The 14,151-nt window shown below is 65.3% G+C and carries 9 protein-coding genes; 2 read left to right on the top strand and 7 right to left on the bottom strand.

The genetic code is table 11. From position 1 onward, the window contains the following. The first annotated feature begins 191 nt into the window (after positions 1-191). Positions 192-1,061: a crotonase/enoyl-CoA hydratase family protein gene (locus ROV95_RS14465; RefSeq protein WP_012480080.1), complete on the top strand. Its 870-nt coding sequence runs from the start codon at positions 192-194 to the stop codon at positions 1,059-1,061. Positions 1,062-1,073: 12 nt separating this feature from the next. On the opposite strand, the gene ROV95_RS14470 is transcribed toward ROV95_RS14465, so the two are convergent. From ROV95_RS14470 to ROV95_RS14490, 5 genes are all read right to left on the bottom strand, one after another. Beyond that, positions 1,074-3,254, bottom strand: a complete 2,181-nt coding sequence (locus tag ROV95_RS14470) for a response regulator (RefSeq protein WP_312545149.1) — start codon at positions 3,252-3,254, stop codon at positions 1,074-1,076. A gap of 544 nt (positions 3,255-3,798) precedes the next feature. After that, positions 3,799-4,938 carry a two-component system response regulator gene (locus tag ROV95_RS14475; RefSeq protein WP_019661474.1) on the bottom strand — a complete coding sequence of 380 codons (1,140 nt, stop codon included), beginning with the start codon at positions 4,936-4,938 and terminating at the stop codon, positions 3,799-3,801. 205 nt (positions 4,939-5,143) lie between these two features. Continuing rightward, positions 5,144-6,655, bottom strand: a complete 1,512-nt coding sequence (lysS, locus tag ROV95_RS14480; protein WP_312544997.1) for a lysine--tRNA ligase — start codon at positions 6,653-6,655, stop codon at positions 5,144-5,146. A gap of 175 nt (positions 6,656-6,830) precedes the next feature. Continuing rightward, positions 6,831-8,471, bottom strand: coding sequence for an acetolactate synthase large subunit (locus tag ROV95_RS14485; protein WP_312544998.1), 1,641 nt, complete (start codon positions 8,469-8,471; stop codon positions 6,831-6,833). A 62-nt stretch (positions 8,472-8,533) separates the two neighbouring features. Continuing rightward, the gene (locus ROV95_RS14490) at positions 8,534-9,919 is read right to left on the bottom strand and encodes an NAD-dependent succinate-semialdehyde dehydrogenase (RefSeq protein WP_312544999.1); all 1,386 of its coding nucleotides are present in this window, start codon (positions 9,917-9,919) and stop codon (positions 8,534-8,536) included. Positions 9,920-10,220: 301 nt separating this feature from the next. Here ROV95_RS14490 and ROV95_RS14495 point away from each other — a divergent pair. After that, a protein-coding gene (locus ROV95_RS14495) for an IS3 family transposase (RefSeq protein WP_312542110.1) occupies positions 10,221-11,581 on the top strand; the annotation gives its coding sequence in 2 pieces (ribosomal slippage) (positions 10,221-10,688 and positions 10,691-11,581; 1,359 coding nt in all). 478 nt (positions 11,582-12,059) lie between these two features. Here ROV95_RS14495 and ROV95_RS14500 read toward each other — a convergent pair. Together ROV95_RS14500 and prfB are read right to left on the bottom strand one after the other, a co-directional pair. Continuing rightward, entirely contained in the window at positions 12,060-12,842 is a 783-nt protein-coding gene (locus ROV95_RS14500) for a helix-turn-helix transcriptional regulator (protein WP_312545001.1), read from the bottom strand. A gap of 153 nt (positions 12,843-12,995) precedes the next feature. Then, a protein-coding gene (gene prfB, locus ROV95_RS14505) for a peptide chain release factor 2 (protein ID WP_014037064.1) occupies positions 12,996-14,121 on the bottom strand; the annotation gives its coding sequence in 2 pieces (ribosomal slippage) (positions 12,996-14,045 and positions 14,047-14,121; 1,125 coding nt in all). Positions 14,122-14,151: the final 30 nt, after the last annotated feature.

Consider the following 14,151-nt stretch of genomic DNA (forward strand, 5'->3'; position numbering starts at 1 on the left):
GGCAACACGACAGTACAGGGGACCCCGCCGGAGACGGCGGGGTCTTTTTATTGCCGGAACATGGCCGGCCCGGCGCTTGCGGGCGGTTCACGACGGGTGCATAGAATCAGTCGCCGCCGCATGTTCAGCTCGCCCCCTCACTCCTCTCCGTCCGCTCTGCGGTTGGCCGGACGGTCACACGGAGAACTCCCATGTCTGCAGTACGCCCCATCATTACCCGTCCCTCGCAGCACCCTACCCTGCGTATCACCGAAGAACCCGAGCGGGACGTTTACTGGATCCATATGCACGCCAACCTGGTCAACCAGCCAGGCCGGCCGTGCTTCGCCTCGCGCCTGGTCGATGACATCGTCGACTACCAGCGCGAACTGGGCGATCGCCTCAGCGCCTCGCACGCTCTGTCACCCCATGTCGTACTTGCCTCGGACAGCGACGTGTTCAACCTGGGCGGCGATCTCGAACTGTTCTGCCGCCTGATCCGCGAGGGCGACCGCGCTCGCCTGCTCGACTATGCCCAGCGCTGCGTGCGCGGCGTGCATGCCTTCCATGCCGGCCTGGGCACCCGTGCCCACAGCATCGCCCTGGTCCAGGGCAATGCACTGGGGGGCGGCTTCGAGGCCGCACTGAGCTGCCACACCATCGTCGCCGAGGAAGGCGTGTTGATGGGCCTGCCGGAGGTGCTGTTCGACCTGTTCCCCGGCATGGGCGCCTACTCCTTCCTGTGCCAGCGGATCAGTCCGCGGCTGGCGGAGAAGATCATGCTGGAAGGCAACCTCTACACCGCCAGCCAGCTGAAGGAAATGGGCCTGGTCGACATCGTGGTGCCGGTGGGCGAAGGTGTTGCCGCAGTCGAACAGGTGATAAAGGAAAGCCGACGCATCCCGCACGCCTGGGCGGCGATGCGTGAGGTCAACGAGATCGCCACCATGGTGCCGCTGCATGAAATGATGCGGATCACCGAGATCTGGGTAGACACTGCGATGCAGCTCGGCGAGAAGTCCCTGCGCACCATGGACCGGCTGGTACGGGCGCAGGCCCGACGCAATGGCGACCCGGCCTGATCGTCTGGCGGGTCAGGACGGGCTGCGCTCGCTGTCGTCGCGGTGCGGTGCCCCCGCACTACGGGCAGCCAACGCATTCCTGCCGTTGCGCAGAGCGGTCGCCAGGCTGCTGAGGCGGGCGCTCCATTCACCCTTCAGCTGCCAGTCCGCCATGCGCATGATTTCGCCACTGGAGGCGGCAACCTGGACAAGCCCCAGGTTGCTCGCCACACCGCGCAGCGCGTGTGCATGCTCGCGGAAATCCTCCCAGGCCTGGCGCTCGCCGCAGCCCTGCAGTTGGCCCATGCTCGCGTCGACGTCCGCCAGGCATTGGTCGATGAACTTGCGTTCGAAGCCATCGCCCATGCCCAGCGACGCCAGCTCGTCCAGCACCGAGGTATCGAGCACGCCATCGCCGACCGGCAATGCAGGCACCGACTGGATGCCGGGCTCGGCGCGGGTGTTGGCGGCGACATCGGCCAGCACTTCCAGCAGGCGGGTGGCCACCACGGGCTTGGCAAGGAAGGCGCGGGCGCCGGCCTGCTCACAACGCAGGATGGACTCGGGGGTGACGTCTGCGCTCAGCACCATGACCGGAACGTAAGGCATGCCGCTGGCCTGCATCACCCGCAACTGCTTGAGCAGATCCAGTCCGCTCATGCCGGGCATGTGCAGGTCGACGATCGCTGCGTCGTAACTGGCCTGCTCCAACGCATCGAGCACTTCGGCGCCGCCGTTGACGCAGGTGACCTTGTGGCCGGCCTTCTCCAGCAGCCGCTGCAGCACCATGCGGTTGGCCTCGTGATCGTCGGCCACCAGGACCCGCAGGCTGCGCACCCGTGCACGATGGCGCAGGAAGGGGTTGGAAAACGCGATGACATTGCCGGCTTCAGCCACCTCGGACGGAACCGCCGGGGCTGATGCGGTCTCCGCGACGTCCAGCGTGATCTCGACCCAGAACACGCTGCCGCGCGGGCTGTTCGGTGCATAGCCGACCTGCCCGCCCATCGACTCGACCAGGCCCTTGGCAATGGCCGTGCCCAGGCCGGTGCCCTCATGGCGACGGGCCAGGCCGACATCACCCTGCTCGAAGGCATTGAACAGGCGCCCACGCAGCGCCACCGGCACGCCGATGCCGGTATCGACGATCTCGAATCGCAGGCGCATCCGTTGGCTGCCCGGCGCGTCCGGGCTCGACACGCGCAGATGCACGTAGCCGCTGTCGGTGAACTTGACCGCGTTGCCCATCAGATTCAGCAGGATCTGCTGCAGATGCCCGGCATCACCCAGCAGGCGCGGCGGCACGTTGTCGTCCACCTGCACGCGATAGTCCAGCGACTTGGAGCGGGTCTGCGGGGTCAGGATCAGGTTGATCGCCTGCAGCACGTCGGCCAGTGCGAACTCGTGCGACTCCACGCGCACCTTGCCGGCTTCGATCGCGGAGATGTCCAGCACCTCTTCCACCAGCGCCAGCAGGCTGCGGGTCGAGGCCTGGATGGTGTTCAGGCACTCGCGCTGTTCGTCGTCCAGGCGGGTGGTGGCCAGTACTTCGGTCATGCCCGCCAGCCCGTTCAGCGGCGTGCGGAACTCATGGCTCATGTTGGCCAGGAAGCGGCTCTTGGCTTCGTTGGCCTGGCGCGCCTCGGCCACCGCCCGGGTCAAGGCATGCAACAGCGAATCGAAGTACAGCGGAATCGCGCCCAGGCCCAGCAGCAGGCCCCAGCCCAGATAGTCGTGGCTGCGCCAGTAGGGCGACAGCATCACCGTGCACAGGAACGCCAGGCAGCCCATGGCCGTGGCCACGCGCAGGTAGGTGCTGCCGTAGCGCATGCCGTTGCCGATCGTGACCCACAGCATCACCGCATACAGCGGTGCGGCCGGCTCGCCCTGGATCGTCATGATCCAGGCCATGCAGGTGTAGTCGGTCAGCATGCCGATCACCCGGCGCACATGCGACACGCCCGGATTGACCAGGATCGCGGCCAGCAGGCCTGCGGAAATGGTCAGCTCGAAGGCGAGGATCAGCCACGTCGCAGTCAGCGCCTCACCGCCACCGCTCAGCGAGCGCCAGCCGAGATAGCTGATGAACAGCGCCGTGATGATGATGCGGATCAGGTTCTGCGCGTGCTCGCTGTCCTCGCGCCCGGACAGGCGCTGCTTGAAGCGGGCCAGCAGCGAGCGCTTGTCGGAGCCAGTGGCGGGCGTCGTATCCATGGTCGGATGTCGCATCCTTCGGCGCAGCAGGGAGGAGCAGCACAACGGTACCGCCAACAGCCCCAGCCACAGTGAAACCGCCAGGCCCAGGTTGGCCTGCCAGTAAGGGGTCAACAGCACCGTAGTGCCGAAACTGGCCATGGCCAGCACGACGGCAGCGGCCAGGTACCGCGGCCCGAAGCGCAGGCCGTTGCCCACTGTCACCCACATCACCACCGCATACACCCACGCCAGCGGCTCACCCATCTGGATCATGCCGATCGCGATCAGTCCGTAATCGGCCAGCATCCCGGCCACCCGTCGCGGGTCCGAGCGCTGCGGCCTCCACAGCAGCCAGCCGAACAGCAGCAGCGACAGGCCCAGGCCGGTCACTACCGTCGCCAGCACGCCCTGGTACTGATCCAACCGGTGCAGGCGGGCACCGGACAGCAGAACATAGGTCAGGATCAGCGAGATCAGCACCACCCGCACGATCGCCTGGCCATGTTCCGAATCCGGACGCTGCGCCAGCCGACGCTTCACGCGTGCGAACAGGTCCTGCATGTCACCCACCCGGTCGCGTCGATGCCGTCGAGTGCTGGGCGCAGATGTCCATCAACTGCTGGCGGCCGCGCATCAGCGCATCCACGCAGCGTGGATCGAACAGGCGGCCACGCTGTGCGTACAGATAGGCCAGTGTGGCTTCCATGGTCCATGCTTCCTTGTACGGACGGGGTGAGATGAGTGCGTCGAAGACATCGGCGACAGCAACGATCCGCGCTTCCAGCGGGATCGCTTCGCCGACCAGGCCGTCGGGATAGCCGCTGCCGTCATAGCGCTCGTGATGGCGCAGCGCGATGAGCGCGCCCACCTGGATGAAACGGTTCTGGCTGCCACTGAGCAGCTCGTGGCCGATGCGTGGATGCCGGCGCATGATCGCCAGCTCCTCGTCATTGAGCTTGCCCTGCTTGAGCAGCACCGCGTCGGGAATGGCGATCTTGCCCATGTCATGCAGCGGTGCGGCCATCTCGATCAGGCGCACGTCGTCTTCGGGCAGGCCCAGCTGCTCGGCAATCAGCCCCGCCACGCGCGCCATGCGTTCGAGGTAGGCACTGGTGCCGGCATCACGGAACTCGATCGCCCGTGCCAATCGCGACAGGGTCTCGCGTTCGCGTTCCTCGACCTCGTGCATGCTGGCCAGCAGGCGCTGCTCCAGCGACAACGCGCGCTGCTTCACGTTCTCGGTCTGCTGGCGCAGCTGCAGCAGGTTGTAGCAGCGCGCGCGCAGTTCGCGCGGGCGGATCGGCTTGACCAGGAAGTCGATGACCCCCGCTTCCAGCGCCGCCTGCCGGATCGGCTCGTCGCCGACCACGGTGATCAGGATCACCGGGATATCGCGGTGCTTGGGCAGGCGACGGAAACGGCGGGCGAACTCCAGCCCGTCCATCTCCGGCATGCGGTAATCGAGCAGCAGCAGGTCGACCGGGTGCGCCTCGCACCAGGCCAATGCGGTCAGCGGATCGCCGAAGTCATGCACGCTCAGTTCCGGCGCGATGTCTTCGATGACGTGACGCAGCATCGTCCGCGCGGACGTCTGGTCGTCAACAATGACGATGTTCAACGCGTACTCCGCCTGGTTTCTCGACCATGCTGGATCATCAGCAGGCGAGGATACCCTGCCGCTGCGAACGCTCGCACCCTGCATCGGCCCGACTCCCGTGTCATGCGTCCCGGTTCATGATCGTCATCACATTGTGAAGCGGACTCTCCACAATGCGCACTCCCCCTGGCGCCGATCAAGCCATAACAGACGTCAAGGTAGTGCATTAACGATACGCCGAGTGCGGGAGGCGTCAATCGCGCCGTCTCATTTCGCGACGGCGCGCACAAACAGGGGTCAAAAAGACGACTTACTGCTCCGGACGCATGTACGGGAACAGCAGCACGTCACGGATCGAGCTGCTGCCGGTCAGCAGCATCACCAGGCGATCCACGCCGATGCCGAGGCCACCGGTCGGGGCCATGCCGTACTCCAGCGCACGGATGTAGTCGGCGTCGTAGTGCATCGCCTCGTCGTCGCCGCCTTCCTTCGCGGCCACCTGGGCCTGGAAACGCTGCGCCTGGTCTTCCGGGTCGTTCAGTTCGGAGAAGCCGTTGGCCAGCTCCTTGCCGTTGACGAACAGCTCGAAGCGATCCGTGTAACCCGGGTCGTTGTCGTTGGCACGAGCCAGCGGCGAGACCTCCACCGGGTGGTCGGTGATGAAGGTCGGCTGGATCAGGGTGTGCTCGACCGTGGCCTCGAAGATCTCCAGCAGCAGCTTGCCCCAGCCGTAGGAAGGCTTGACGCGGATATTCAGGCGCTCGCAATGGCGCAGCAGCGCGTCGCGGTCGGTGCAGTCGGCGACGGAAATCTCGGGGTTGTGGTGGCGCACCGCCTCGTCCATGCGCCAACGGCGGAACGCCGGGCCCAGGTCGATCCTCGCCCCGTCCCACTCGACCTCGGTGCTGCCGTTGACGGCCTTGGCCACGTCACGGATCACGCCTTCGGTCAGGTCCATGATCTCGTTGTACGTGGCGTAGGCCTCGTACAGCTCCATCATGGTGAATTCCGGGTTGTGGCGGGTGCTGACGCCTTCGTTGCGGAAGTTGCGGTTGATCTCGTACACGCGCTCCAGGCCACCCACGGTCAGGCGCTTGAGGTACAGCTCCGGCGCCACGCGCAGGTACAGGTCCAGGTCCAGCGCGTTGTGGTGGGTGGTGAACGGCTTGGCCGCCGCGCCGCCGGGGATGTAATGCATCATCGGCGTCTCGACTTCCAGGAAGTCGCGGTTGTCCAGCCACGCGCGCATGGCGCGGATGATCTTCGAGCGCTTGATGAAGACCGCGCGCGATTCCGGGGTGACGATCAGGTCGACGTAGCGCTGGCGGTAGCGCTGCTCGACGTCGGCCAGGCCATGCCACTTGTCCGGCAGCGGGCGCAGCGACTTGGTCAGCAGGCGGATCGATTCGGCCTTGACCGACAGCTCGCCGGTCTTGGTACGGGTCAGGCCGCCTTCGACGGCGATGATGTCGCCCACGTCCCAGCCCTTGAAGGCGGCATAGGCATCGCCCAGCACCGTGCCCTGCAGGAACAGCTGGATGCGACCGGACTCGTCCTGGATCTGCGCGAAACTGGCCTTGCCCATGATGCGCTTGGCCATCAGGCGGCCGGCCATCTTCACCTGGCGGCCATTGCCTTCCAGGGCCTCGGCGGTCCACTGTTCGGCATCGGCGAACTCTTCCTGCAGGCGGCCGGCGAAGTCCTCGCGACGGAAATCGTTCGGATACGCGATGCCCTGCCCACGCAGCGCTTTGAGTTTCTCACGGCGCTCGGCGATCAACTTGTTCTCGTCGACGGGGGGGGTATCGGTAGCTTCGCTCATGGATCTGCGGGAATCGTGTAGTGAGGGGGATCTTGCGCCCGGCACAGCCGGTTGCCCAGCATACCAAAACCGTCCAGCCCCAGCCCCGCCGCCGCCCTGCCCCGGTAGTCGCCAACCTTGGTTGGCGGTCCCTGTGTCGACCAAGGTCGACACCCACCGGAGCGCGGCGCCGGCGTCAGCCGTTCCCGGGAAACGCCTGCCGCAGCTCGTCCACCAGCACCCGCTGGTTCTCCGAGTAATCGATCGGCACCGACACCAGGTGCACCCCGCCCTCGTTGAAGGCCGCCTCCAGGGTCGGGACGAACTGCTCGATGGCCGTCACCTCATGCCCCTTGCAGCCATAGGCCTCGGCATACTTCACAAAATCGGGATTGCTGAAGGTCATGCCGTAGTCGGTGAAACCATCCACCGCCTGCTTCCAGCGGATCATGCCGTAGGCACCGTCGTTGAGGATCAGCACCACCAGGTTCAGGCCCAGCCGGCGCGCCGTCTCCAGCTCCTGGCTGTTCATCATGAAGCCGCCGTCGCCACACACCGCCAGCACCCGTCGTTGCGGGTGCAGGATCGAGGCCATGATCGCCGACGGCAGGCCCGCGCCCATGGTCGCCAGCGCGTTGTCCAGCAGCAATGTGTTGGCCACCTGGGTGCGGTAGTTGCGCGCAAACCAGATCTTGTACATGCCGTTGTCCAGCGCCACGATGCCGTCCGGCGGCATCACCTGGCGCACGTCGTGCACCAGTCGTTGCGGGGTGAAACCAGCGTCCTCGGCGCGATCGGCAAGGTGCTCGAGGATGGTCGCGCGCAGCGGCAGCAGCGCATCGGCATGGGGCACCGCGCCTTCGATGCGGTCGGCCAGTTGGGTCAGCGAACGGCCGATGTCACCGATCACTTCCACCTGCGGGAAGTACACCTGCTCCACCGCCGCCTGCGAGTAGCCGATATGGATCACGGTCGGCCCGCCTGGACGCATCACGAATGGCGGCTTTTCGGTGACCTCATGGCCGATGGTCACGATCACGTCGGCCTGGTCGATGGCCATGTGCACGTAGTCGCGTTCGGTCAGCGCCGCGGTACCCATGTACAGGCCCGAGCCGCCGGCCACCGCGCCTTTGCCCATCTGCGTGGTGAAGAACGGAATGCCGGCGCGTAGTACGAACGCCGACAGCGCCTCGCTGGACTGCGGCCGCGACGCCGCCGAAGCGATCATCAGCAACGGCCGCTTGGCATTGCGGATGATCTCCGCGGCGCGGTCCAGCGCCTCGGGGCTGGCAATCGGCCGCTCCACCGCATGCGGCGGAATCAGCGACACCCCTTCTACTTCATCGGCGGCGATATCCTCGGGCAGCTCCAGCAACACCGGGCCCGGGCGCTCCTCCTGGGCCACACGGAACGCTTCGCGGACGATGGTCGGGATGGTGCGCGCCGAGACGATCTGCCGCGCCTGCTTGGTCAGCGGCTTCATCGTGCTGACGATGTCGACGATCTGGAAGCGTGCCTGCTTGCTGGCCACGATGCCCTTCTGGCCTGTGATCATGATGACCGGCCACGCACCGAGCAGCGCGTAGGCGGCGCCGGTGGTGAAGTTGAGAGCGCCCGGACCGAGCGTTGCCAGGCATACGCCCGGCTTGCCGGTCAGGCGGCCATACGTGGCCGCCATGAACACCGCCGCCTGTTCGTGGCGGGTGATGACCAGTTCGATGCTGGAATGGCGGAGCGACTCGACCACGTCGAGGTTTTCTTCGCCGGGAATACCGAAAATGCGCTCGACGCCTTCGTTCTCAAGTGCGGCGACGAGCAGATCTGAACCCTTGGACATCGGATGCCGTCCTTTGTGCTGGACTGATGGTGGATCGTTGCAGGAAGGATGAGAGCCGCGCGTCAATGCTTGTCGAACCACACTGTCTGCGCGTTGACGAATTCACGGATGCCGAAGTGCGAGAGCTCGCGGCCGAAGCCGCTCTTCTTCACGCCGCCGATCGGCACGCGGGGGTCCGAAGCGGAGAAGCCGTTGACGAACACACCGCCGGTCTGCAGCCGGCGGGCCAGCTGCATGGCTCGGGCGCGGTCGCCGGTCCACAGGTTGCCGCTGAGGCCGAACTCGCTCTGGTTGGCCAGTTCCACCGCGTGGTCGGCATCACGGGCGCGGCTGATCGAGGCCACCGGCCCGAAGGTCTCGGTATCGAAGGCCTGCATGCCCGGCTCCACGTCGGCCAGCACGGTGGGGGCGTAGAACGCGCCCGGGCGATCCAGCTGATGGCCGCCGACCAGCAGCTTCGCGCCGGCCTCCATCGAGGCGCGTACCTGCGCATCCAGCTGTTCCAGCAAGTCCTGGCGGGCCATCGGGCCGATGCGGTTGGCCGGGTCGCGGCCATCGCCGATGCTCAGTGCCTGCACCTTCTGGCAGAACTGCGCCACGAAACGGTCGTAGACCGCGTCTTCGACGATGATGCGCTTTCCGGCGATGCAGACCTGCCCGGTGTTCTGGAAGCGCGAGGCGACCGCGGCATCTACGGCGGCGTCCAGATCGGCGTCGGCCAGCACGATGAACGGATCCGAGCCACCCAGCTCCAGCACTACCTTCTTCAGTGCCTGCCCGGCCTGGGCGGCGATGCTGCGGCCGGCGGCCACGCTGCCGGTCAGGGTGACGGCGGCGATGCGGTCATCGGCGATCGCACGGCTGGTACCCTCGCGGCTGATGTTGGCGGCGATGAAGGTGCCTTCCGGCAGCCCGGCATCACGCCAGGCGGCATCGAGCAGTTGCGCGGTGCCGACGATGTTCTCGGCCGGCTTCAGCAGGAAGCCGTTACCGCCCATCAGGATCGGTACCGCCGCGCGCATCACCTGCCAGTACGGGAAATTCCACGGCATGATGCCCAGCACCACGCCCAGCGGCAGGTAGGACACGTAGGCCTTGTCATCGGGCACCTGGGTCGGTTCGTCGCGCAGGAACTGCGCGCCGTGGTCGGCGTACCAGTCGCACAGCACGGCACATTTCTCGATTTCGGCCAGCGCTTCAGCTTGGACCTTGCCCATTTCGGCAGTGGCCAGCGCGGCCAGCTTCTCACGGTCTCGGCGCAGTACGGCGGCCATCGCACGCAGTACGTCTGCGCGCTGTTCCAGGCTCTTGACGCTCCAGGTCGCAAAGCCGACTTGGCCGCGATCGAGGATGGCTTCCAGTTCGGCGTCGGTAGCGAAGGGGTGGCTGGCGATCTGCTGGCCGGTGGCCGGATCGAGGGAAATGGCGGTGGTGGGGGCAGCGGACATGCAGGGCTCCTGGTGTCTCGACAACGGGCGGTGGCCCGTCTCCTGCGCAGGAATGTGGACCCGAATGGCGGAGGCAACAAGGCGTCTGCTTATCCTGTGACCTGCACTTACCTGTCTGAATGGGGATAGGTGCCGGCAGGGCTGCGCCCTGCACCCGCAGAGGCAACGGCAACAGCCGAAGCAACAGCAACAGCGGGCTATCCGTGGGATGGCGGGGTGGGTCCAGTTGCGGGAGACGCCGTAAACCCTTCCATGAAGTGACCCCCGGGAGTTGGACGCCAGATCCAACCCCGAGGGATACATGAACAGATATGACGCTCGTTTCAAACTGCAGGTTGCCAAAGAGGCCTGCAAGACCTCCACATCAGTCAAAGCCGTTGCTCGTCGCCACAGCCTGGAGGCCTCCACGGTCAGGCGCTGGGTGGCGACCTATCGGCTGCATGGTTGGCGCGGATTTCATCGCCAGGCCCGGTTCTATGACCTCCCGTTCAAGTTGGCTGTCCTGGAAAAAATGAGCCAGGACGGCATGTCCGGGCGGGAGGCCACCACCTACTTCCAGATCGGTGATGCCGGCGCGGTGGGGCGATGGCGGCGCCTGTATGCTCAAGGCGGTGCCCAAGCGTTGGCACCGCCTCCGCCGCTGCCCCGAAAGCCGATGAAAAAGACCCGTTCGTCCAAGCCACCTGAGGAAATGAGCCGCGATGAGCTGCTCAAGGAAGTCGCCTATCTGCGTGCGGAGACCGACTACCTAAAAAAACTCGATGCCTTGATCCGGGAAGAGCAGGCGGCGCAAGACGCAAAGCGCAAGCCATCCAAGGATTGAGGCAGGTTCATACGCTGTCGCTTCTGCTCGAAGCGGCGGAGCTGTCACGCAGTACGTTCTATTACCAGAACCATGTCCTGGCCCATCCGGATCAGGACGAGGCAGCCCTGTGCGAGCGCATCCGTGCAATCTACGATCAAAGCCAAGGGCGCTATGGCTATCGCACGGTGACGCTGGAATTGGCCAATCAGGGTCATCGGACCAATCACAAGCGGGTACAGCGCCTGATGGGGGAGATGGGCCTGAAATCACGGGTACGGGTGAAGCGCTACCGGTCCTTCAAGGGGGCCGCCAATGTTGTGGTTGGCAATGACCTCAATCGCCAATTCCACGCCGAGCGCCCCAACCAGAAGTGGGTGACCGACGTGACCGAGTTCAAGGTACAAGGCATGAAGCTGTATCTGTCGCCGATCATGGACCTCTACAACGGCGAAATCGTGGCTTATCAGATCAAGCGCCAGCCCGTGTTCGATCTGGTAGGTCAGATGCTGGAGGAGGCCATCAAGAAGCTTTCGCCGGATGAGCGACCGATGATCCACTCCGACCAGGGCTGGCAGTACCAGCATGAAAACTACCGGCACATACTGGAGAAGCACTCTTTGAAACAAAGCATGTCCCGGCGTGGCAACTGCCTGGACAATGCAGCGATGGAGAGCTTCTTTGGGACGCTGAAGTCGGAGTTCTTTTACCTGAACAGCTTTGACAGCATCGAGAGTCTGGAGGCGGGGCTGGTGGAATACATCCAGTACTACAACCAAGAGCGAATCAAATTGAAATTGAAGGGCCTGAGCCCGGTACAGTACCGGGAGCAGGCCCAACAGGCCCAATCGGCCGCCTGACCCCTGTCCAAGTCTCGGGGGTCACTTCACCATGGGGGCTTGGCCGCGGCATCCATGCCGCGGACACTCCCGCAACCGCACCCCCCCCGCCTTCGACGGTTTCCCGCGATCTGTTGGGACGGCGCTCTGCGTTGCTGTTGGTGGGTGTCGACCTTGGTCGACACAGTAGACCCACGCCATGCGTGGATGACTCATTCGATATCTGAGAGAAAAATCGTGTCGACCAAGGTCGACACCTACCAACAGCCGCGCGGAACAAAGCCGCAGTTGCCAACAGCCGCGTGAACCTGTCGAAGGTGGGGCGGTGTCGGAGTGCGGGGTGTCAGCCGCATGGATGCGGCTGCCAAGCCTACACGGACGTACTTGCGGCGTCCCCGCACGCCGACACCGCCCCGCCAAACCACGGAACCTAGCTCTGGCTCTGGCTTTGGCCGTTGCATTGAGCAGGTGCAGGGCTGCAAGCCCTGCCGAACACCCCCTACTTCCGCAGCAGGTAGGTCACCAGGGAAAGGTCATGCCGGCTCTCCGGCACCAGCACCACGTACTGCAGGTCCAGCAACCCGCGCGTGGGATGGTTCAACTTCTTCGCACCTTCATCGAACCGGCGCACGTCATGCTCCGGCCACCACTGACGGAATTCCTCGCTGTGCGCGGCAATGTCCTCCACCAGCGCCAGGAACGGCGCCTTGTCCGGCGCCTGCGCCATCGCCGCACGGAAACCTGCCAGCAGGCCGCGGGTCATTTCTTCCCAGTTGAGGATCAACGTGCGGTACGGCGGGTACAGGAACATCAGCCGCAGCGTGTTGCGCTCATGCGGCGCCAACTGGCTGTAGTCCACGAACAGATCGGCAATGGCCGGATTCCAGGCCAGGATATCGAAGCGGGTGTTGCGCACGTAGGCCGGGATCGGCTGCATCGCCTCCACCAACTGGCGCAGGCCATCGGTCACGCTCTCGTCCGGTGATTCCAGCGGTACGCCGTAGCCGGACAACGCGAACGCATAGGCGCGTTCGTCGTCGCTCATGCGCAGCACCTGCGCCAGGCGCTCAAGCACCTCGGGCGAGGCACGCACTTCGCGGCCCTGCTCGATCCAGGTGTACCAGCTGACGCTTACGCCGATGGCCAGCGCCACTTCCTCGCGCTTCAGGCCCGGGGTGCGCCGGCGCCCGGCCGGAAGGCCGAGCGTGGCGGGATCGACACGGGCGCGGCAGGCCTTGAGGAAACCGCCCAGTTCCTTGCGTTCACTTTCGCTGCGCATCATCGCTACCGCCGTGCCCGTTGTAGCGTCGAGCCATGCTCGACGCATCTGCTACCCCGCGAAAAGCAGCTGAGCATGGCTCAGCTCTACAGGACGCGTGCTCGACCACCCTCGGCGTTGCGCACGAGGGTGACGATATCCGCGCAGGCGCGCCGATCAGGCATCGACGCGCTTGGAGCCCACGGCCAGGCCGGCCTTCAGGCTGGCCTCGACGAACTCGTCCAGGTCGCCGTCGAGCACCTTCTGCGTATCCGAGCGCTCGATGCCGGTACGCAGGTCCTTGATACGGCTCTGGTCGAGCACGTAGTTGCGGATCTGGCTGCCCCAGCCGATGTCGGACTTGGTGGCTTCCACCGCGTCCTTCTCGGCGTTGCGCTTCTGGATCTCCAGCTCGTACAGCTTGGCGGCCAGCATCTTCATCGCGTTGTCGCGGTTCTGGTGCTGGCTGCGGCCGGTCTGGCAGGCCACGACGATGTTGGTCGGGATGTGGGTGATGCGCACCGCCGACTCGGTCTTGTTGACGTGCTGGCCACCGGCACCGGACGAACGGTACACGTCGGTACGCAGGTCGGCCGGGTTGATGGTGATGTCGATGTTGTCGTCGATTTCCGGCGACACGAACACCGAGGTGAAGCTGGTGTGACGGCGGTTGTCCGAGTCGAACGGCGACTTGCGCACCAGCCGGTGCACGCCGGTCTCGGTCTTCAGCCAGCCATAGGCATAGTCGCCTTCCACGCGCAGCGTGGCCGACTTGATGCCGGCGACGTCGCCACCGGACACTTCCATCAGTTCGGTCTTCCAGCCGCGCGACTCGCACCAGCGCAGGTACATGCGCAGCAGGATCTCGGCCCAGTCCTGGGCTTCGGTGCCGCCGGCACCGGCCTGGATGTCGACGAACGCCGCCGCATTGTCCATCTCGCCGGAGAACATGCGCTGGAACTCCAGCTTCTCCACGTGGGCCTGGTGCTTGTCCAGGTCGGCGACCACGGCCAGGGCGGTGTCCTCGTCCTGCTCGGACTCGGCCAGCTCCAGCAGCTCGGTGGCATCGTTCAGGCCATCGAGCACCGAGGCGATGCCGCCCACGGTCTTTTCCAGGCTGGAACGTTCGCGGCCCAGGTTCTGGGCGTACTCGGCGTTGTTCCAGACGTCGGGGCTTTCCAGCTCCCGCGTTACTTCTTCAAGACGCTCTTTCTTGGCGTCGTAGTCAAAGATACCCCCGAAGCGACAGCACGCGATCGGTCAGATCGGTGATGCGCTGGCGGACAGGATTCAGTTCGATCATGTCGGCGGTTATGCATTCAAAAGATGACTG

The organism is Stenotrophomonas maltophilia group sp. msm1 (assembly GCF_032025805.1).
Taxonomy (GTDB): domain Bacteria; phylum Pseudomonadota; class Gammaproteobacteria; order Xanthomonadales; family Xanthomonadaceae; genus Stenotrophomonas; species Stenotrophomonas hibiscicola.

What these genes read in the sequence shown, in the direction of transcription:
- lysS (WP_312544997.1), bottom strand. Translation starts at nt 6,655, where the DNA reads ATGAGCGAAGCTACCGATACCCCCCCCGTCGACGAGAACAAGTTGATC.
- ROV95_RS14470 (WP_312545149.1), bottom strand. Translation starts at nt 3,254, where the DNA reads ATGGATACGACGCCCGCCACTGGCTCCGACAAGCGCTCGCTGCTGGCC.
- ROV95_RS14465 (WP_012480080.1), top strand. Translation starts at nt 192, where the DNA reads ATGTCTGCAGTACGCCCCATCATTACCCGTCCCTCGCAGCACCCTACC.
- ROV95_RS14490 (WP_312544999.1), bottom strand. Translation starts at nt 9,919, where the DNA reads ATGTCCGCTGCCCCCACCACCGCCATTTCCCTCGATCCGGCCACCGGC.
- ROV95_RS14485 (WP_312544998.1), bottom strand. Translation starts at nt 8,471, where the DNA reads ATGTCCAAGGGTTCAGATCTGCTCGTCGCCGCACTTGAGAACGAAGGC.
- ROV95_RS14500 (WP_312545001.1), bottom strand. Translation starts at nt 12,842, where the DNA reads ATGATGCGCAGCGAAAGTGAACGCAAGGAACTGGGCGGTTTCCTCAAG.
- ROV95_RS14475 (WP_019661474.1), bottom strand. Translation starts at nt 4,938, where the DNA reads ATGCAGGGTGCGAGCGTTCGCAGCGGCAGGGTATCCTCGCCTGCTGAT.